The organism is Streptomyces sp. NPDC045022 (assembly GCF_056432605.1).
Genome location: NZ_JBWKIR010000046.1, coordinates 20,628 through 38,910 on the forward strand (window position 1 = coordinate 20,628; position 18,283 = coordinate 38,910).

Annotated in this window: 17 protein-coding genes and 8 pseudogenes; 12 read left to right on the plus strand and 13 right to left on the minus strand. The window is 68.5% G+C overall.

Annotation, left to right across the window (positions count from 1 at the left end; genetic code table 11):
- The first annotated feature begins 306 nt into the window (after positions 1-306).
- Entirely contained in the window at positions 307-1,728 is a 1,422-nt protein-coding gene (locus tag AC07C1_RS38960) for a gluzincin family metallopeptidase (protein WP_478946867.1), read from the plus strand.
- Between the two features lie 13 nt (positions 1,729-1,741).
- Here the strand turns inward: AC07C1_RS38960 and AC07C1_RS38965 are convergent, their stop codons facing one another.
- Complete coding sequence (locus AC07C1_RS38965) at positions 1,742-1,957, minus strand: hypothetical protein (RefSeq protein ID WP_478946868.1); 216 nt, start codon at positions 1,955-1,957, stop codon at positions 1,742-1,744.
- 267 nt (positions 1,958-2,224) lie between these two features.
- Here AC07C1_RS38965 and AC07C1_RS38970 point away from each other — a divergent pair, with 267 nt between their 5' ends.
- From AC07C1_RS38970 to AC07C1_RS38985, 4 genes are all read left to right on the plus strand, one after another.
- On the plus strand, positions 2,225-3,106 hold the full coding sequence (locus tag AC07C1_RS38970) for a DUF6424 family protein (RefSeq protein WP_478946869.1): 882 nt from the start codon (positions 2,225-2,227) through the stop codon (positions 3,104-3,106).
- A gap of 13 nt (positions 3,107-3,119) precedes the next feature.
- Complete coding sequence (locus AC07C1_RS38975) at positions 3,120-4,244, plus strand: DUF2235 domain-containing protein (RefSeq protein ID WP_478946870.1); 1,125 nt, start codon at positions 3,120-3,122, stop codon at positions 4,242-4,244.
- A gap of 240 nt (positions 4,245-4,484) precedes the next feature.
- On the plus strand, positions 4,485-5,201 hold the full coding sequence (locus tag AC07C1_RS38980; RefSeq protein WP_478946871.1) for a peptidoglycan-binding protein: 717 nt from the start codon (positions 4,485-4,487) through the stop codon (positions 5,199-5,201).
- 64 nt (positions 5,202-5,265) lie between these two features.
- Positions 5,266-5,679 (plus strand): hypothetical protein, encoded by a 414-nt coding sequence (locus AC07C1_RS38985; RefSeq protein WP_478946872.1) that lies wholly within the window; start codon positions 5,266-5,268, stop codon positions 5,677-5,679.
- A 112-nt stretch (positions 5,680-5,791) separates the two neighbouring features.
- Here AC07C1_RS38985 and AC07C1_RS38990 read toward each other — a convergent pair whose 3' ends face one another.
- Both AC07C1_RS38990 and AC07C1_RS38995 read right to left on the minus strand, forming a co-directional pair.
- Positions 5,792-6,370 carry a glycoside hydrolase family 25 protein gene (locus AC07C1_RS38990; protein WP_478946873.1) on the minus strand — a complete coding sequence of 193 codons (579 nt, stop codon included), beginning with the start codon at positions 6,368-6,370 and terminating at the stop codon, positions 5,792-5,794.
- Between the two features lie 701 nt (positions 6,371-7,071).
- Positions 7,072-7,335, minus strand: a pseudogene (locus AC07C1_RS38995) (carboxymuconolactone decarboxylase family protein); the annotation flags it as partial.
- A gap of 3 nt (positions 7,336-7,338) precedes the next feature.
- Here AC07C1_RS38995 and AC07C1_RS39000 point away from each other — a divergent pair.
- The 3 genes and pseudogenes from AC07C1_RS39000 to AC07C1_RS39010 all read left to right on the plus strand — a co-directional run.
- Positions 7,339-7,578 (plus strand): annotated as a pseudogene (locus AC07C1_RS39000) (RNA polymerase subunit sigma-70); the annotation flags it as partial.
- 465 nt (positions 7,579-8,043) lie between these two features.
- Positions 8,044-8,331: a hypothetical protein gene (locus tag AC07C1_RS39005; protein ID WP_478946874.1), complete on the plus strand. Its 288-nt coding sequence runs from the start codon at positions 8,044-8,046 to the stop codon at positions 8,329-8,331.
- A gap of 318 nt (positions 8,332-8,649) precedes the next feature.
- Positions 8,650-9,055 (plus strand): annotated as a pseudogene (locus tag AC07C1_RS39010) (UTRA domain-containing protein); the annotation flags it as partial.
- Positions 9,056-9,069: 14 nt separating this feature from the next.
- Here the strand turns inward: AC07C1_RS39010 and AC07C1_RS39015 are convergent.
- Positions 9,070-9,495, minus strand: coding sequence for a DUF6299 family protein (locus AC07C1_RS39015; RefSeq protein WP_478946875.1), 426 nt, complete (start codon positions 9,493-9,495; stop codon positions 9,070-9,072).
- An 888-nt stretch (positions 9,496-10,383) separates the two neighbouring features.
- Between AC07C1_RS39015 and AC07C1_RS39020 the strand changes: the two genes are divergently transcribed.
- Positions 10,384-11,061 (plus strand): chaplin, encoded by a 678-nt coding sequence (locus AC07C1_RS39020; protein WP_478946876.1) that lies wholly within the window; start codon positions 10,384-10,386, stop codon positions 11,059-11,061.
- A 177-nt stretch (positions 11,062-11,238) separates the two neighbouring features.
- Here AC07C1_RS39020 and AC07C1_RS39025 read toward each other — a convergent pair.
- Together AC07C1_RS39025 and AC07C1_RS39030 are read right to left on the minus strand one after the other, a co-directional pair.
- Positions 11,239-11,364: pseudogene (locus tag AC07C1_RS39025) on the minus strand (ATP-binding protein); the annotation flags it as partial.
- 258 nt (positions 11,365-11,622) lie between these two features.
- Positions 11,623-11,799: pseudogene (locus AC07C1_RS39030) on the minus strand (DUF4259 domain-containing protein); the annotation flags it as partial.
- Positions 11,800-12,441: 642 nt separating this feature from the next.
- Here AC07C1_RS39030 and AC07C1_RS39035 point away from each other — a divergent pair.
- On the plus strand, positions 12,442-12,918 hold the full coding sequence (locus tag AC07C1_RS39035; protein ID WP_478946877.1) for a hypothetical protein: 477 nt from the start codon (positions 12,442-12,444) through the stop codon (positions 12,916-12,918).
- Between the two features lie 321 nt (positions 12,919-13,239).
- Positions 13,240-13,449: pseudogene (locus AC07C1_RS39040) on the plus strand (LysR family transcriptional regulator); the annotation flags it as partial.
- Positions 13,450-13,705: 256 nt separating this feature from the next.
- Here the strand turns inward: AC07C1_RS39040 and AC07C1_RS39045 are convergent.
- From AC07C1_RS39045 to AC07C1_RS39070, 6 genes and pseudogenes are all read right to left on the minus strand, one after another.
- Positions 13,706-13,876 (minus strand): hydrophobic protein, encoded by a 171-nt coding sequence (locus AC07C1_RS39045; RefSeq protein ID WP_478946878.1) that lies wholly within the window; start codon positions 13,874-13,876, stop codon positions 13,706-13,708.
- 493 nt (positions 13,877-14,369) lie between these two features.
- Positions 14,370-14,789, minus strand: a complete 420-nt coding sequence (locus AC07C1_RS39050; RefSeq protein WP_478946879.1) for a CBS domain-containing protein — start codon at positions 14,787-14,789, stop codon at positions 14,370-14,372.
- 684 nt (positions 14,790-15,473) lie between these two features.
- The gene (locus AC07C1_RS39055; protein ID WP_478946880.1) at positions 15,474-16,142 is read right to left on the minus strand and encodes a DUF3618 domain-containing protein; all 669 of its coding nucleotides are present in this window, start codon (positions 16,140-16,142) and stop codon (positions 15,474-15,476) included.
- A complete protein-coding gene (locus tag AC07C1_RS39060) occupies positions 16,118-16,531 on the minus strand; it encodes a phage holin family protein (protein WP_478946881.1) in 414 nt (137 codons plus the stop codon). Before AC07C1_RS39060 ends, AC07C1_RS39055 begins: the two co-directional genes overlap by 25 nt.
- Before the next feature lies 1 nt (position 16,532).
- Complete coding sequence (locus AC07C1_RS39065; protein ID WP_478946882.1) at positions 16,533-17,156, minus strand: hypothetical protein; 624 nt, start codon at positions 17,154-17,156, stop codon at positions 16,533-16,535.
- A gap of 268 nt (positions 17,157-17,424) precedes the next feature.
- Positions 17,425-17,553 (minus strand): annotated as a pseudogene (locus AC07C1_RS39070) (RNA polymerase sigma factor SigF); the annotation flags it as partial.
- Between AC07C1_RS39070 and AC07C1_RS39075 the strand changes: the two are divergent.
- Positions 17,519-17,755 (plus strand): hypothetical protein, encoded by a 237-nt coding sequence (locus AC07C1_RS39075; protein ID WP_478946883.1) that lies wholly within the window; start codon positions 17,519-17,521, stop codon positions 17,753-17,755. The pseudogene AC07C1_RS39070 and the gene AC07C1_RS39075 sit on opposite strands and share 35 nt — an antisense overlap.
- 242 nt (positions 17,756-17,997) lie before the next feature.
- Here AC07C1_RS39075 and AC07C1_RS39080 read toward each other — a convergent pair.
- Positions 17,998-18,126 (minus strand): annotated as a pseudogene (locus AC07C1_RS39080) (transposase); the annotation flags it as partial.
- Between the last annotated feature and the right edge of the window lie 157 nt (positions 18,127-18,283).

An 18,283-nucleotide genomic window follows, 5' to 3' on the forward strand; every position in this document is an offset into this window, starting at 1 on the left:
CCAGGGACGTGGTCTGCCGTGACGTGGGCACCACGACTGCGCGGCCCAGGTGGCCGGCGGGCCCGCGGTCACCCGTCTGGCCGCCGTCCTGTCGCCGGGTCCGGTGGCGCGTGTGCACCGACCGCGGGACATGAGCGACCGCCCCTCGCCCGCCGCCACGGCCGGCCGCAGACAGTCCCACGTGCTTGTGTTCGGATTGACACCGGGCTACCGGGACCTCGTACTGAACATGAGGGACGCTTGGTCGAAAGTGTCCCTGTGGGGGGATGCCAGCATCCGCAAATTCTCCACCCTCACGGAGGCGCCATGACGGTGCAGCAACAATCCATGGTTTCGGTGTACGAGGACGACCCCGGAGATCCTCGGAAGATCAACCCCCCGATACCGCATCCTGTTCCGCAGCTCGACACCCAACCGTTCCCGACGGCCATCGCGGAAGCCACGCCGCAGCCGGACGGTGCCGGGCCGGGCACCGAGGCATTCCGCTACTGGGTGGCGGCCGACGCGCTCAGCAGGGCCGGCCAGACCTGGGCTCCGCTGGTCCCGGCCGGAACGCAGTGGCATTCGACGGTCGGCCGCGCCCTCACCGCGAACCTCAACGCAGGAAACGACCTCAACGCCTTTTACGACCGTAAAGGCCTGTGGTTCTTCCGTCGCACGGTGGCAGGCGTCACCGTCGCCGCGTGCGAGAGCCCTGAGGTCGTCGAGCACGAGACGGGTCACGCGGTCCTCGACGCTCTGCGCCCTCAGCTGTTCAACACGGCTAGCGCGGAGACGGCCGCCCTGCACGAAGCGTTCGGTGACATCAGTGCTTTGCTCAGCTCACTTCGGCTGGAATCGCTGCGGGTCGAAGTCCTGGCCGAGACGCAGGGCGACCTCGAACTGTCCTCGCGGATGTCGCGGATGGCCGAGCAGTTGGGCTGGGCGATCCGCCAGGGCCACCCGGACGCCGTCGACCCGGACTGCCTGCGGAACCTCTCCAACAGCTTCTTCTACCACGACCCGGTGCAGCTGCCACCGAACGGACCTGCGAACACGCTCTCCAGTGAGCCGCACTCGTTCTCCAGGGTCTTCAGCGGCGCCTTCCTGAAGATCGTCGCCGGGATCTTCCGGCAGCAGGACCTGCAGGACCAGGCCGGCCTGGCCAGGGCGGCCGAGATTGCGGGGCAGCTGCTGGTGGATGCCGCCGTCGCCGCTCCCGTGGTGTCCGCCTACTACGCCCAGGTCGCGGGTCACATGATCGCCGCTGACCAGCACCGCAACGGCGGCAAGTACGGCCAGTGCCTGCGCTCGGCGTTCATCCGGCACGGCATCCTCTCCCTGGAGGCCGCCACGTCCATCACCCAGTCGGAGGTGGCACGCCGGGGCGCCGGAATCGCCGAGGCGACGCCTGGCGGTGGCGACGATCAGGGTCTCACGGCCATCACGATCCACGGGGCGACGTATGACGTCACTCAGCCGCTCACCCTCTCCGCCCCGGCGCAGGAACGACGGTTCGGCATCGCGGGCTCCGACCCCGCCGGCGGCACCTTGCGGCCCGCCGACCCCGAGCGGGTTGCCACGTCGTACCTCGAAGACCTCTTCCGCCGCGGCCGCGTCCACGTACCCGAGGAGCACCGCACCGACACGGCGTTTGTCGACGACAACCCCTCCCGGCTCAAGACGCACGAGATCGTGCGGAGCGCGACCGGCGAGGGCCTCGCCCTGATCCGGCGGTGCTTCGACTGAGCGGTCACCGAAATCAGCTGAAAAAGCGCAGACGACGGACCGTGAGCCGGCCGTCGTCCGCGCGCTTGATGACATGCGTCGTACTGGGCGTCGGCTCCTCCCCCTCGAAGACCGCCTCGCCCCGCGCCAGCAGGTCGCTGATGAATTTCTCGGTCGCTCGGCGCTCGGCGTCATCGTCCGGTCCGCCTTCGCCCGCGCGCTTCTCACCTTCGTCACGGTTCGCACTCATAAAGTGCACCCTATTCTGCTGACGCCCGGATGCCGTGCGAGGGCTGACCACGCTGCCGTCGGGTGCGGCGTCGGCCTCGGGAAGGTCGCCAGGACGATCACCGGCGCAAGACCGAAGGCGGCACTGGAATCGGACTTGGTCCCGTTCCTGAAGAGCAGACAGCCGCTCAAGTCGCGGCCGGCCGGTCCGCGGAGCACCCTTGAAGCAAGGGAATTCCGCCCCGCGAGCCGGTGGTCGGCCCGTGAGGCCGAGCCGAGGAGGGCAGTCATGGGTCACCCTGAACCCCGGCCAGGCGGCATCGAGTCGGAGAACCATCCATGGCACATCCGCCTTGTCGAACACCCGAAGCGCTTTGAATCGTCGCACTTCCGCGCCGCCAAGGAGACAGCCCAAAGGATCCTGCACGCCATGGACGACCCCGACCTGCCCTACGGGCCCAGGCCCGTCGATCCGCACGAGGGGGCGAAGAGTTCCGAGCACTGGGAGATGCACCACGGGGGCAGCCTGTGGGTCAAGGGCTCTGGCAGCTGGCGGATGTACCGGGCACGAGTCGGCATCGAGTGGAGCATGCAGTTCTGCGCGGACCCCGAGAAGGTGGACCGGCTGCGGCAGGAGGCCGCCGAACTGGTCGACGCCTTCCCGCTCACGCTGCCCGCACTGGCGGAACTGGGTTATGAACGCGCCGAGGAGCTGCTGCGCACGCCGATCGAGGACGCCGACGGCGTCGAGGCCTGGACCGACTCCCTGTTCAACGCCTGCGTACCGCTGAGCCGCGGGAACCACCAGGGCATCCTCCCCAACGTGCCGGGCGAACACCACTATCCCTGGCCGGTGAAGAGCGCGGACTTCGTCCGGTACGACGACTTCCAGCTGTGGGTGACCCTGCCCGACGGCACCCACGGCGCGGTCACGCCGGTGGACCGCCGCGGCTCCGGCGACGGGCACGTCCGCCTCGCCTTCGTCCCCGAAGGAAGCGCCGCCGCCCCGACGATCGCGGAGGCGCAGGACCGCGGACTGATGGCCGTACTCCCGGCGGACAGCGATGTGGCCAAGCAGGCTTTCGCCGAGCAGGTCGCTCCCGACGGGCAGATCGCCCCCGCTGCGCTCTCGGGCCACGCGACACGGCGCGCCCGCCCCACCTCCGGCTAGAAGGGTGACAGGCATGCCTCGCGCGATCGTCATCTGCCTCGACGGCACGGGCAATCAGGTGGGAGCGAGCCACCCCACCAACGTGGTCAGGCTGACGGAGATGCTGGACGCGGACGATCCGGCACGGCAACTCGTCTACTACGACCCCGGCGTCGGAACCATGTCGTCGGCCACCGCCCACGGTCCGGCGGGCCGGTGGCTGTCCCGTGCGTGGGGCCTCGCCTTCGGCAGCGGGCTGAGAAACAATCTCGCCGAGGCGTACACCTACCTCGTGCGGCACTGGCAGCCGGGCGACCTGGTGTATGTGTTCGGCTTCAGCCGCGGCGCCTACACCGCCCGGGCGCTCGTCGGGATGCTCAACAAACCCGGTCTCATGCGTCCGGGCTCGGAGAACCTCGTCCCGTACGCCGTGGCGAAGTACGCCTTCAACCATGACATCGACCGGAACGAAAAGGAGATCGCCCGGTTCTCGCACGCGTTCTGCCGGCGCACCGAGACCGAGCCGCTGTGGGCGCAGGTGAAGCAGAACAATCCCCGGCAGGTCTCGCACCACGCCCTGCCGGTGGCCTACCTCGGTGTGTGGGACACCGTGAAGGCGGCCGGCCTGCTGCGCCTGGGCAATCTGCAATGGCCGTACACCCACCAGGTGCCGAACGCGGCACGCATCCGGCACGCCGTGTCACTCGACGAAACCCGCCGCCCCTACCACGAGTTCCTCGTGACGCCCCGCCCGGCGCCGCGTCAAGGCACCGCTGAGGAGGTGTGGTTCACGGGGGTGCACTCCGATGTCGGAGGCACATTCGAGCATGCCGAAGGTGATCCGCTGCTCTCCACGATCTCACTGAAGTGGGTCACCGACGGTGTCACCCAGGACCTCGTGTTCCGACCCCGGTCCTACAGCACGACCTGCGCTCTCACCGAGGACTTCGCCTCGGCTCCGGTCCATGACAACGGCCCGCTGTGGATCCTCGCGGGCCGGCGCTCCCGTCCCCTGCCCGACAGCGCCATGCTGCACGCCAGCGTCAGGCTGCGGCGCGAGCGGGACCCCCGGTACCGTCCGGACCTCCCAGACCCACAGACGCCCGAGCGCTGGGCCGACCCCGACTGGACCAAGCCGGTTCCGCCACCTGGTGGTTAGGACCATGTCCCCTGTGGCGTCAGCTCCTTGTGGTCCGCCGTTCGCCCCAGCTGGGTGGTGCTCGCCCCCTATGGCTGACCGCCCTAGCACAGGTCCGGTGGCACGTCTTCCTGGGCAGGGCTAACGTAGAAACTGATTCCCGGTTCACCACATTTCCCTGAGGAACGGTGAACTCCCCGACTGCGGCCGTAAGTTCGCTACTGCCACACGCCATGGACTTGCGAGAGGAAGCGAGCCACCATGGTCGCTCTGTCCAACGTCCGGTTCGGCAAGACCAACGAGGACGTACGCATCGTACAGAAAGCCCTGATGCAACGGGGCCACCAAATCCCTGGCGGAGCCACCGGCACCTTTGACGAACACACCAAAGCGGCCTACCGCGCCGAACAGCTCGCACAGGGCTTCAAAGGAGCGGACGCCGACGGCATACCCGGCTGCACCTCCCTCACCGCTCTCGGCCGCCACGCCGGATTCCACGTCGACTGCGCCGGCTCGGCACCGCACACCGGCGGCAGGCTCACCCTCGGCCAGGTCACGTACCACGACCCCGATGACGACTTCGGTGAGGCCGCGATGCGGCGATACGCCGGCAAAGCATGTCAACTCACCGGCATGGAACCGAGATTCGGCGTACCCGCGCTGGTGACGATCGCCAAGCGCGAGTCCGCCTACAACAACCGGAAGTTCCGGGTGAACGACACAGACAGCAACGCGCACGGCCCCGTCGTCGCCGACGGGCACCGGCAGAACTGCTCCCGGGGTGCCACCCAGTGCATTCCCTCCACGTTCGCCGCCTACCACCAGGCGGGCACGGCCACTACGCCCTACGACGTGGTCGCGGACATGTGCGCGACGGTCAACTATGTACGCGCCCGGTATCACGTCAACCAGTCGGGCTCGAACTTCGCCGCCCGCGTACAGCAGGCAGACCCGCACCGGCCTCCGAGGGGCTACTGAGGGTTCCAGCGGTCTTGCAAGTACGAGGTGCAGTCGGCTGCGGCACTGACTAGCGTGGAGAGGAATGACCCTCCACGCGGACGAGGGAGGGAAAAAGGTGTCCGCGACATCATCGAAGCCTCGAGAATCCATCCATCCCATGTGGGTGGTGATTACGGGACTTCTTGTCCTGGGCCTGCTGTCCTCGCTGGCGTTGGCTCTGTTATGGCAGAATCCGGACCAGCTGCCGGGCATCATCGGCGCCATCGCGAGCCCGATCGTCGCCATCGTCTCCGCCTACCTGGGAATAAAGGTGGGGAACGAGCAGGGGCTGGCCGGCACGGCTGCGGCTATTCAATCCCGGGATCGGGCGGAGAAGAACGTCACCGCCATCCTTGCCGACCTCCCGCCTGAGCAGGCCGCGAAATACTCTCGAATCGTCGGCGTTCCGGTGGCGCCCCAACCACCACCGCCCGACCGACCCGATCCGGGTCAGTGAGCGACCCGATCCGGGTCAGTGAGCATCGGCCCTGCGGGGATACGCGGCTTACGCACACTGCTGAGCTGGTCGAACCGGCGCAGACACCACCACACGACGTCGCACCGGAGTACTAGTTCCTTCTGCCATTGATGCCACCCGCGAAGGCGATCAGCTCGGCCTTGGAGGCGAAGTTGCCCACGTTGGTGTCCAGCGGCTTGTCGGTGTGCTGGTGGAACCTCCACTCGGTCTGGATGTTGGGCTTGCCCGCGGTCACGCCGTACTCGGCGATCCAGAGGAAGTCACCCGCATTGCCAGTGGTGTCCCGGTGACGCCAGAAGTCCCGGTTGCAGTACAGCCCGATCTTGTGGGTGGAGCCGCGCAGCCGTTTGACCTCGGCGATGAAGGAATCCTTCTCCGCGCAGGTCGCCGCGGTGCCGTCGGGGTTGGTCTCCCAGTCGGCGACCAGAAGGTCGTACTCGATGCTCGCGGAACTCTCCACGAAGTGGGCCGCCTGCTCCTTGATGTGACCCGGGTGCAGGAAGTGGTAGAAGCCGACGACCAGGCCCGCGGCACGGGCGTGCGCGGTCTGCTCCTTCTGCTTGGGGCTGACGTAGGAACGGCCCTCGGTGCCCTTGATGAATGCGAAGCTGGTGCCGGCGGTGGGGAAGTTCGCGTGCTGGAATGCGGATACGTCGTAACCCTTGATCATTACGTGGTCCTCCGATGCGTCGGTCCGGAGGGAGCACCATGGGGCAGCCGTACGGATGACGTCGCGCCCTGCCCGATGGGGGGGCGACGACCTCGGCGTCCACGGCACAGCCGTCCCCGAACTCAGCGGATACTCGGCCGTGAACGGGCTGTGCTCCAAGCGCTCGGTGAGCGCGACGAGGTCCACGGGCGGGCCCGCTCAGGCCGGTGGTCTTTACGGGCGCGGTCCTGCACGGGTCTCTTCCACGATCTGTCCGGTGGCTTCATCACGCAACTTGCGGGGGGGGTGACGTTGGCGCCGTCCATGAGGCGGCGGATGTTCGCCATCGCTCGCGCGGCCGCGGTGGCGCGCGGTCCCGCTCCTGTCGGCGGTGAGCTGGTTCGGCCCGCAGCGACGCAGTTGGGGGGAGCCACCTTCCTGCTCTCGGGCGCCGACCGCCTGCCGCCGCGCCCGATGGGCACCGCCAACAGCCTGTCCGCGCCGAAGCCGATCCGGTCCGCCCGCCCCGACGGCGCCGCTCTCTGCATCATCTTGGGCAACCTCTGCGCCCACACCGGCCGGGACATTCACCGCTGGGCGAAGAAGAACAAGGTCGAGCTGTGTCTCACACCGGCCGACGCCTCCTGGGCCAACCCGATCGAGGCGCACTTCGGACCACTGCGGCAGTTCACCCTGGCCACCTCACACCACCGCAGCCACCCCTTGATGGCGCGGTTGATCCGGTTGAAGAAGTTGGTCAGCGCGATCTCCAGGTTGATCGCGCCGATGTACTCCTCGGTGAAATGGGCGTTGATTTCTTCCCAGATCTCGTCGGTGACGCCCTGCGCACCATCTCGCAACCGGGTGGCGGCCTCGGCCAGCGCCAGTGCCGCGCACTCCGCATCGGTGTAGAACGGCGCCTCACGCCACGCCGCTACGTTGTGCAGCCGCTCGTCGGTGTCACCGGCCTTCTTCCCCCCAGCGACACCGAACGGCTGGCGTTCGTGCGGCACGACGTGTTCGCGGTGCCCTTCGGCGAGATCAGCACCGTTCTCGGCAGATCCGCCGGCGCAACCAAAATGCTCGCCACCCGCGCCCGCAGGAAAGTACAGGCCGCCCAGCAGCCGGCAAGCCCCGGACGCGAACAACGCGAGGTGGTTCAGGCCTTCCTGGCCGCGGCCCGCGAGGGTCGGTTCGAGCAGCTGCTGCAGGTTCTCCACCCCGAAGTGACCGCGTAGACGTTGAACAGCGCCCCAGCCGCGGCCTCGGGGCGCGGTAGGGCAGCCGCGCTCCGTCTTCGCCGTGCCGCCCTTTTCTTGCGTCGGGCGGCAGCCGTCCCTTGCCGGCAACCGGCCCCTCCTGCCTTTGGCCGCCCGTTAGCGCCCAAGGCTGCTCATCCCCTCCCGGGCAGGCGCTGCTACGTCGGCCTCGTCCCGGCGGTCCACCGGTGGCCTACAGCTCGTCGACGCGAACGTCCGCCGCCGCCCCGCCGCTGGTCGGCGCCCGGCCCTCTGCTCGCGGTACGCCGTAACACAGTCGCCTGCTCACCATCGTCGGCAGCCGGCTGGAAAGCGGGAGCCCCCCCGCCCCGCGCAATCGCCCACCTGGGGGATGCCGGGATGCAGCACGTGCACGTTTCCGTACGGTCGGTGACAGAGCCGGGATGTGCCTGGCCCGTACGTCGGGAGTACGTCATGCGTCGCATCAGCTCGACACTCGCCACACTCGCCGCCGCCGGAGTGCTCACGTTCGCTGTTCCGGGCGCGACCTTCGCCGCGAACGGGTACCTCCTGATCGACGGAGTCCGCGTCTCCAACCCGAAAGGGTGCTTCGAGGTCTCTCATCTGTCAACGGTCTACAACCTGACGGACGTACCCGCCCTGGTCCACAACGTCCCGGGCTGCGCGGACGGGTTCATCCAGATCATCCCGCCTGGACTGGCAGTGCAGGTGCCCGGAACACACAGCATCTTCATAGGTTGATCAGTGCGGGGCTTCCACTGGCTCCCGGCCCGGCGGAGCGAAGGGCTGCGTCGTCCTGCCCGGCGCTGTCATCACCTCGCGCCACCACCCTGCCCGCAGCATCTACGGCTCCGACGGCTTCGGTTCGTTTCCCGGCAGCCGGCTGGCAGGAGGCCGCTTCCAACGGTCGGGCGAGGGCGTCGCGGAGGGAGGCGGGCAGCATCCGGCAGACCGCAGGATTCGCCGTCCAGCCGTGCGCGGGGAGTTCGTCCGCCGAGACGGTCGGACGACCGCCGCTGCCGGTACGGACCACGGCCCTGAACGTTTCCCCACCACGGACTGCGGCTCGCCAGCGGCGACTTGATGGCGATCGAGACGACCCATCTGTCCGTGCGCCGCTTTCCCGGGCTGCGCCGCTCCCTGGCCACCTGTCCGCCGCAAAACCACGGCGCTCGCCGAGGTGTACGGCGGCCATCTCGCGGAGGCCGACGAAAGCATCGAGACCTCGCTGGCGACCCCGCGCGAGGCACAACTGCTCGGCACCGACGTGGGGCTGCCGATGCTGCTGCTGTCCCGGCACTCACCAGACGCGGAGGGCACCCCGGTGCAACGGGTGCGCTCGGTGTACCGCGGCCCCCGCTACAAGTTCGTGGCCGCGCTGCGCCGGCCGGACCTGCGCCTGTCCCCCACGGCGGTCCGGCGCAGGGACGCCCCGCCGGACCGGAACGGTCCCGGCCGCGCCTGAACCGGGCGGGGCTGTCACTCCTTGGTGAGTGTGATGTCCTGGTCGGTGACCGCGTGGAAGGCCGGCAGTGGCACGATGCCCGAGGCGCGCAGCTCCAGGAGCGTGGCCTGCACATGCGCCGCCCCCGCCTTGAGCGCCTGCGGGGAGACCTTGCCGGAGTTCCGCCAGTGGTGTTCGGCGCCGTCGCACTGGGCGACGCTGCCGCCGATGCTGTGCTGGACGCGGGGGTCGCTCTGGCTGACCGAGGAGCTGACGAACACCGGTCCGGTCCCGGCGGTGCACCGGTAGCTGCCGGAGAGGGTGAGCATGCCGTCGGACGCGATCCGGCCGGTGGGATCGACGGTAGCGGTCTCGGAGGAACCGGCGCCGGCCGGGCCGGCGGCGGCGCACAGCAGGGCGGCAGCGCCGAGGGCCGCGGTGAGGGCGGAGCGTACGGGCATGGGGGGTACCTCCCGTTTTGCGGGATGGAGGGTTCCACTGGTACCGGGCGGCCGGGCGGGGGGCCGTGACCGTCACTCCATCGGTGGCGCGTGATGGACCCGTCCGGAAGCCGTGCGGGTGCGGTGGCGGATGCGCCGCCCCGTCCCGACCCGCCGGGTATCGGCGCAGCGGCTCGCGGTGGCGGTGGCGGGGTGCCCACGGTGAGCTGGGCGCCGTAGGTGTGCACCGCGATCTGGTGCAGCTGGCGTCGGGCGGCGGCACCGCAGGTCCGCGGCGACTGCGGCCGGCCGGACCGCTTGCGGCCAGCCAGGGCAGGCAGACCTTTCTTCTCAGGCAGTGCACGCCTTTTGGGCGCCTATTGGCTGGACTCCTTCTGGCACCGGGCGAAGCCCTGCTGCTGCTTCGCCCACCTCCCGGAACGGCGGCGGGCCCATGGCGGGCGCCTCATGCGGAACGCTCTCGTCGTGGCCGCCTACCTCCTCATCTTTGCCGGCTCGCCCTCACGGCGGCTGACAACTGACTCCTCATACCTGAGCGGCCTGCTCGCTCGACCTCGCTCGTCCGCTGATCGCGAAGTGTCGTCGGCGGGCGAAGTTCCAGCGCCGTGATGGAACCGGACCGGTCTGCGACTCAAAGGAAGGCTTCCCGTGCCTCGTGCGCCGCGAGATCCGCGTTGGGCGCGCTGTTCAGGTTTCATGATGTACGTACTGTCGGGTCGTTCCGATGCTTTTGCGTGGCCCCCATCACCTCGTCATACGCCCACCACGGCGACCAGAAGACGAAGCACCATAACTCTGTTGCGCCTCTGGCGTTTATGAGGTGCGGGTGAGTACCCGCGGTGATGTCAGGAAGGCAATGACCCTATGAGACGGGCTACCCGAAATCATGTGATCGCCATCGCCGCCGCCTCCGGCGCGATGGCCGTAGCACTTCCCGCGTCCGCCGCTTTCGCGGCGGACGGGAGCAACGCCGATGCCACGACGGCCAGCTCGCCCGGGCTGGCCTCCGGTAACAGCCTCCAAGTGCCGGTTTCCGTGCCGGTGAACGTCTGCGGCAACACAGCGAACATTGTGGGGCTCCTCAATCCGGCCGCGGGCAACGCGTGCGCGAACCGGGACGTTGCGCAGGCCGACGGCGCTGGGAGCGGTGGCAGGTCGGCCGCGTCGGACGCGCCGAAGGCAGCTTCGGCTCACGGCCGTGTGACCGACTCTCCTGGGGTGGTCTCAGGCAACGGTCTGCAGCTTCCGATTGACCTGCCCGTGAACGTGTCCGGGAACAGTGTCAATGCGGTCGGCGTCGGCAACCCTGTGTTCGGCAATGAATCGGTCAACGGCCATGGCCGCACTTCTGTGCCACGGCACGTTCCGGCCCCGAAGCCCCGCGCGCCGAGGCCCCCGGCTCTCACGCGGTCCCAGCCCGTTCCGCATCCGTATCCGCATAGGGCGTCGTCCACCCTGGCCCACACAGGAACGGATTTCACTGCCCCTGTCATCGCCGGCAGCGCCCTGTTCCTCCTTACCGGCTCGATCCTGTACCGGCGCTGTCGCCCGGGCCGCTCGTTCTGACTCGGACGCCCTCGGCCCCATCGGGCGTGCCCGGTGGGGCCGAGGCGGGCTGGCGGTGCCCTGGCGCATTTCGCGTCGTCGCGCGACCGTGAGTGCCGAATCCCCGAATCCCCGAAGCAGCGACGTGCTTGACCGCAGCAGCCTCGGTCGGGGTGCCGTTCTTGGATGCGATCCTGGAACCCGGTGGCCGGCCATCGCCGCCTCGGTTCCCAGCGCGATGCGCATGTGCGACTTGCCGGTCCCGGAGTCACCGATCAGGTAAAGCGGCTGACTCTTCTTGAACCACTCGTAGCTGGCGAGACTGATCCAGGGCAGTCGGCCGTGGCGGCAGCTGCTTTCGCGGCTCCGGCCAGACAGTGTCCACGGCCTTCCTGACCGTTTGCCATGAGACGTTGTGCTTGCGCTCGATCTCCCGGATCTTCATGCCGCCGCGCCGGATCGCCGCGTATAGCTCGAACTTCGACATCTGCGGCATGACCAGGCCGTTTCATCAAGAGCACCCCAATGCCGCCCTGGCAAGCACCCAGTGACTTCAAAACTGGGGTTCTGGCTAACCTTCTCCTTGGCAAGTACTCGGTCGAGAGCCTTGACAGCAAGCGGCCGAAGATCGTCGGCGAAGGCCGGAAGGGCTTCCTCGGGCCCGTAACTTGTACTGATCGGTTCACCCCCCGGGCACTGTGCCGCTATGAGAGCGGCGGCTGCGACAGCCTCCGCGCCTTCCGGACTTTCGAGGTAGTCCAGGGCCAGGATGGTGCGGATCTGACCACTGACAGCGGCCGTCCCGAGAAAAGCAGACCCGAACAGGGGAACGCCAGCAGCTCCTCCCGGACGCCGGATGGGGTACCAGAGGGCGTCCACCCCCAGGATGAGAAGCCGTCGACGCGGTCGTGCGCGCCCTGACCTCCGCGGACCTCTCACCGAGCCGCATGTCGCAGGGCTGTACCGGTAGTTGGTGGCGCTCACAGCAACGCGGGGACGCCTGTGATCACCGGCTTATCCAGCATAGGCAGCCCTCTCCGGATGTACCGCCGTCCGGCGTCGCCGTCATCGAAACGCCGTCGCGGAACGGCGACTCCTGCCCCACGGGCAACACAATCGGCCCTGACCTGAGGCTTCGAGGTTGAAAACGCCCACGCCCCGGGGTGCGCTCGCGTATCCGCGGGGGCGGAGCCCTTCTCATCCATGTGTCCGTGCCGCCGAGGGCGGCAGTCGTGGTGGTGGTCTCGCAGGCCGGGGCCGTGCTGCTGGTCGAGACGGACCGCCGGGGTAATTCGGCAGAGATTTCGTGAAAAGTAGGGCACCGACCCCGCGACAGGCAGAGCATTCCGAGTACAGCCCGTCATGCACCGAATTGGCGACATGTCACCAAAGGAGTTGCGAATGAAGCGTTTACGGAGAACACAGCTGCTGGGCCTCGGCGTCATGGCGCTGCTGCTCGGTCTGGTCGCCGCCCCGACCGCGCAGGCGGCACCGGCGGGGGCAACTGCCGCCGCTCCCAAGGCCGTCGAGTGCAGCGGCAGCTGGGACGGCAAAACGTACTGGGCCAAGAGTCCTTCAGGGCGCAACGGGGGCGGTTACGCGCGCACCTACTGGGACGCCTCGACCAAGCGGAACTGCGCGAAGTTCTGGTCCAGCCCCTACGACGGCCTGGCGTCGCACATCACGCTCTACCTCCACGACGAGAGTGGCGACTACGTCGCCGACCCACCGCAGGAGCACCCGGTCAACTACCACTACTACGCCGGGCCGCTCTACACCTGGTTCAACGCGGCCAACGAGTGCATCCACCTGAGCGGCTCGCTGGTCCGGGGCGGGGTGACCTACACCCTCGGCACCCCGGACATCCGGTGCGGCTGATCCGCCGTCGCTGAACCCGGGCAGGAGCGGATGGCACCACCGTCCGGCATCGCCGTTACCGGAACGCGTCGCGGAACGGCGACTCCTGCCCCCCCCACGGGCAACACGCGTGTCCGGCGCCTGCGAGCGGGAGAGGGGCCGGCCCGCAGGAGCAGACCATCGTCCAGAATCGGGGCATGGACGTCCCCGGGCCGCTGAATGCAGCTTCCCTCCTGGTCCCGGAAGAGATCGCCACCGAGAACGACATCATGGTGAACGACGTCTGGGAGTACCTCACCCACGACGAGCGGGAAGTGGCTGCCGGTCTGCTGGAGGAACTCGGTGACGTCCGCCCAGGTCGGTGCCGGCGGCGACGTCCGGCGCTCCGTGGCGGTGCTCAACAGCGCCGGACACCAGCCCGTGCCGCACTCGCAGTCCACCGGCGTCGACGTCATCAGCGGTCAGGGGCTGGAACAGGCGGTCGCCGGAGCCGACGTCGTCGTCAACCTGACCAACTCGCCGACCTTCGACGAAGCGTCGCGGGCCTTCTTCCTGAGTCCGTCGCACCGCGGAGGGTGGCATCGCAAGCGAGTTGAGCGCTCAAGGCGCCAGGGCTGGCGCATCGGCCCGGCAGAGATGGGAGGCGCAGGTTCCACTGCTGATTCTGCGGGGCCGGTGCATGGCACACGTACCCTCTGGTGCGTCCGATACGCCCGATCTCTTCCGGCCCGCTCGATCCGCCCGTCTGCGTACATAGGTGGGGCCCGGCCGTCTCCGACCGGGCCCCACGGCGCTCAGACGCCTGTGCCTACCAGCGGTACCAGCGGCCCTTGCGGCCGCCACTGCCGGTGGAACGGACGACGAAGCCCAGCAGCCACACGATGAGCACGATCACCGCGATCCACCACAGCGCCTTCAGCGCGAAGCCCGCACCGAAGAGGATCAGAGCCAGCAGAAGAACCAGAAGCAGGGGAACCATTGTTATCAACCTCCTGGCCACCTCATGCCCTTACTTCCCCCCCACAAGCCCACAAAATATGAGTTACTTCCAGGTGATCACGGGCACGCGCGCGCCGTGCGAAGTACCCCCTCTCCCTCACCTCACGCGCGCCCCAGCTTGGAAGGTGAGCAACATGGCCGCCGGTGAGAAGGCCCGGGCCAGGCAAGGCGAACAGGCAGTCGGCGAGCGCGGCTGAAGCAGTCGGACGCGCCATGGGCGACGGGAAGTCCGCCAAGGGCCACGCGGCCGAAGCCACAGCGGCGCCCGCGAGGCCAAGTAGTCACTCAAGGACGTCGGCCGGCACTGACGGCTGAAAGCCGCTTGTATGGGGCGGTCCCGTGACCGGGCCTCCCCCACCGCGTGCGCGTCTGCACCCTTTCGCCTGTATACGCAGGGCGTCTGAACAGGTACGAGCCCGGACCAGGCGGGAACGGGCCGCCCTCTTGGATGCGCCGGAGTCGGCCCGCGGGGTCTACTGGTTCGACTTGGCCGCGCTGATATCGCCGAGTGCCGACTCCGAGTCCCGTTCGATCGCCAGGTCGCCGAGGGAGACGATGCCCACCGGGTGTCCCTCCTCCACGACCGGAAGGCGGCGGACGGAGTGCTCGCGCATGAGCTCCACCGCATGGTCGAGATCCTCATCAGGGGTTACCGTGACCACATCATGGCTGCAGGCGGAAGCAACGGTCTTCTGCTCCGGGTCGCCGCCCTCCGCCAGCGCGCGCACCACAAGGTCGCGGTCGCTGACCAGCCCGCGCAGCTCATCGCCCTCGATGACCAGGACGGCCCCGACGTTCTCATCGCGCATCTTCTGAGCCACCGTCGTCACCGATGTCTGCGGTTCCACCGTCACCAGCTGGCTGGTCATGATGTCACGCACATGCTGAGTCATGACGCCTCCCTTTCACGCTCTGGGCCTGGCGCACACTGCGCTACGCCGGCCGGGTACCCAACGCCCGACGGATGGCACCCCGGCGTACACCCCGGACCCTCGCGGCGAAGTGGTGGTGCTGCCCAGCGGCTCGAGCGACGCGTAGGAGCAGAGGACCCGCAGCCAATGGGGAGAGTGCGAGGGCTTCTCCGACGGCTGGGGCTCCTGGGCCGAGTCCTGCCGACACATCGCAGCACACGCTCGCCGCGAAAGCTGACGCCTTGAGCGGGAGCGGTCGCCGGCATGCGGCCGGCCGGGCTCGGGGGCGACGCGATGGCATATCTTCCGGCGCGGCCACTCCTCCCCGGCCGCCCACCGAGCCACGGGGCCACCGGGCCAGCCGTCCCAGCACCCCGTCGAGATCGGCAAGGCCGGCGCCGGCTCGCCTGCGTGCAGTGGGTGGTGGCCGCCCTCACCGGAGTGCCTGGTGGTCCTCAACGCTGGGCGCCGATGATTCGCGCACAGGCGTGAGGTTTGCCACGGGACCGGCGGGCCTGCCAGCTGGCTTTGTTCACGGGTACCGACAGCAGTTGTTCACGGGTTTGGGAGGCACCCCGATCCACGGTCGGGTGATGTTCACGCTGTCCAAACCGGCAGACAAACGCTGTCCCCTGAAGTGAACGAAGCCAACCAGCGGAAGATCACTCAGGGCTGCTGCCGCGTTTGGTCGGCTACCTGCTGCCCCGACTGTCGCGCTTGGGCGGTCAGATCCTCCGCGTGTCCGCGTGCCTCTTCCTGCGTGGTGCGTGCGGCGTCGACGGCGGTGTCCTTGACTTCTTGCGCCGCCTCCTGCGTGACCTCCTTGGCTCCTTCCTTCAGGTGCTGGGCGGTTTCCTGCGCGGCCTGCTTCACCGGTTCCAGGGCCTCACCGCTGTGTTCCATGAGGCCGGAGGCCGCCTGTTCCTCAGTCTGTGAGGCAGGAAGCAGCGAGGAGGCGAGAACACCGACACCGAAAGCGATCAGGCCCGCGGCCAGTGGGCTTCCTTGCGTCTGGCGGATGGCCTGATCCGGTGCACGCCGTACCGCGTCGCCGACCTGCTGCGCTGTTTCCCGGGCGGAGTCGGCTGTCCGTCCGGCGCCTTCCTGCAGTGAGCCGGCTGTGGACTGGACCGTGTCCGTCATCCCACGGGCGGTGTGCGAGGCCGATCCCATGACACGTTCACGCACGCTCATGACCGCGCCCTTCGCTCGTCGGGTGCGCCGCTGCACCATGCGGCGGGGGCTTGTGCGGTCGGTGAGCCGATCCACATCCGCTGACAGCCGGTCCCGGGTGGCGTCGATGTCCGCCCTTATTTGGTCGGGTGACGTGCCCATTCTGCATTCTCCTTCATCGATTCGACTGTCCGTTCGGGCTTGGGCGACACGTCGCGCATCTGCGTACGGCCACGCTGGTAGAGCACGGCTGCGACGACAGCCCACACGGCGGCGACGATGAGAGCGGCCCAGCCGCCGTCGATGACGTTGGCCAGGCCGAGCACGGCGGCCAGCGACAGGAACAGCAGCACCATGTATCCGGCGAACCCGGCACCGCCGTACATGCCGGCCGCTTTGCCCGCCTTGGTCGCCTCCTGCCGCACCTCCGCTTTCGCCAGCTCGATCTCCTGGCGGAACAGGGTCTGGACGTCGGAGGTGACCACCGACAGCAGCTCGCCGACCGATCTGTCCTGCTCGTGCCCCGCCGGGCTCGGAGGGGTGGAGGTCACCTCACACCTCCGGGTTCGGTCGGGCGGGGCCGCCGGGCGGCGGCGAATCGAGCGGTACGGGCGGGACCTGCGGCGTTGCGGGGGGCTCCGGCGACTGCGGGACAGTCGGTGGTACGGGCGGCACCGGCGGGGCCTCCTGCACCGGGCTGGGCGCTAGCGTGGGCGTGGCCGGCACAGGTCCCGCGTCGATCCGCGCAGTGTCATCGCCGGAGGCTTGCTGCCCGGACGAGGAGGCCTGCCGTGCCTTGCTCGCCGCCTTGGTCAAGCGCCCGACCGCGAGACCGGCCAGCAGCGCGCCTCCCAGGAAGGCACCGGGGCGCCTGCGGGCAAAGCCGCGGAGATCGTCCAGGGCGCCGTCCATCCCCTGTTTGTCCAAGTAGTCGGCAGCCCGATGCCCACTCTGGGCCACTTGGGCGGCGAGGCTTCGAGCAGGCGAGTCACCAGTGGCGTTCTCGGACAGACCGGCTATGTCGTCCGACCACTGGCGCATGGTCCCGGCGGCACGCCGAGCCTGTTCCTCGACCTCGTTCACCGCGCGGCTCCGCAGCTCGTCGAGGACCGTGGCGGCCTGCTGCCGCGCTTCTCCGACCACGGCCTGGGCCTGCTCGGCGGCGGTGCCTGTCACCTGGGTCGCCGCCTGTCTGGCCTGGTCGGCCGTGGCCGATGCCTCTTGCCTGGCTGTCCCAGCGGTCTGCCTGAGCCTTTCGGTGCCTTGTTGCATGGACTCACTCATCAGCCACCCTCCTCGGCACGGCTTATCCGTTCACAGCACCCGGGGGCGACCTCACCGACAGATCGGGGCGGGAGCCCTTTGTAGGCCAAACCGGTGTACGGCGCCGCCAGGTCCTTCTTCCGGACGAGTGACTTTTCATCCGGCTTTGACACCTGAATCAGCCGACGAAATAGGGGATGGCCAACACGGTGAACCCCGCTTCCCGGGCCAGGTCGAACCGATCGGTCGCCTGGATCAGGCCGATCATGCCGATCATGCCGACCTGGACGATGTTCCCCGTCTCCTCCGGCAGCGGCAGCGGAACCCTCAGCACTCGCGGGTGTGGGCGGGCGATAGGTGGTGACACCGGCTTTCGCCCAGTGGAGCCGGGACCGGATCTGGGCCCGGCTCCGCACGGGCTGTTCCCGATAGAAGTAGGGCAGATCTATGCCGACCCCCGCTACCTGCGCAAGGGCGGTGACCACGACTACACAGGCGAGCTGAGCTTCTAACCGAGGGCAACAAGTCCGGCATCGGGACGGAACCCCAGCTAGTCCCGCCGTAAGCGGCATGCCATGAGCAGAGTCGCCTAGGCCGTGTTTTAGAAGTCGGTGACCTGCCGGGTTGGCCGTCCGGGGAAGTCCCGGGCGGCCAACCAGATGGTGAGGTTGCGGGCGATGTCATCGATGCTCGTCGCGGTGGTGACCTCGTGCTCGTTGCGGGAGGTGTCACGGCGGAACGGCAGATTCCTCTATGGAGCACCAGTCCGCACCCGCCACCGGATCCCGTCTATCAGCTTCCGCCGACCCAGCGACGGCCGGCCCAACACCGCAACCGGCAACAACGGCTCCAGCACCGCCCACTGTTCGTCGGAAAGATCCCCTCACCCCACACCGGGATCATCACGGCACGGGACGAGGAACAGAGCCGACTTTCAAAACACGGCCTACCTGATCTTTTCGTAAGTTCAGTGGGTGTGGTGGGTGGATGGTGAGTCCGGTGTGGGCGAGGAAGGACCATGGCAGTTGTGGGTTGTGGTT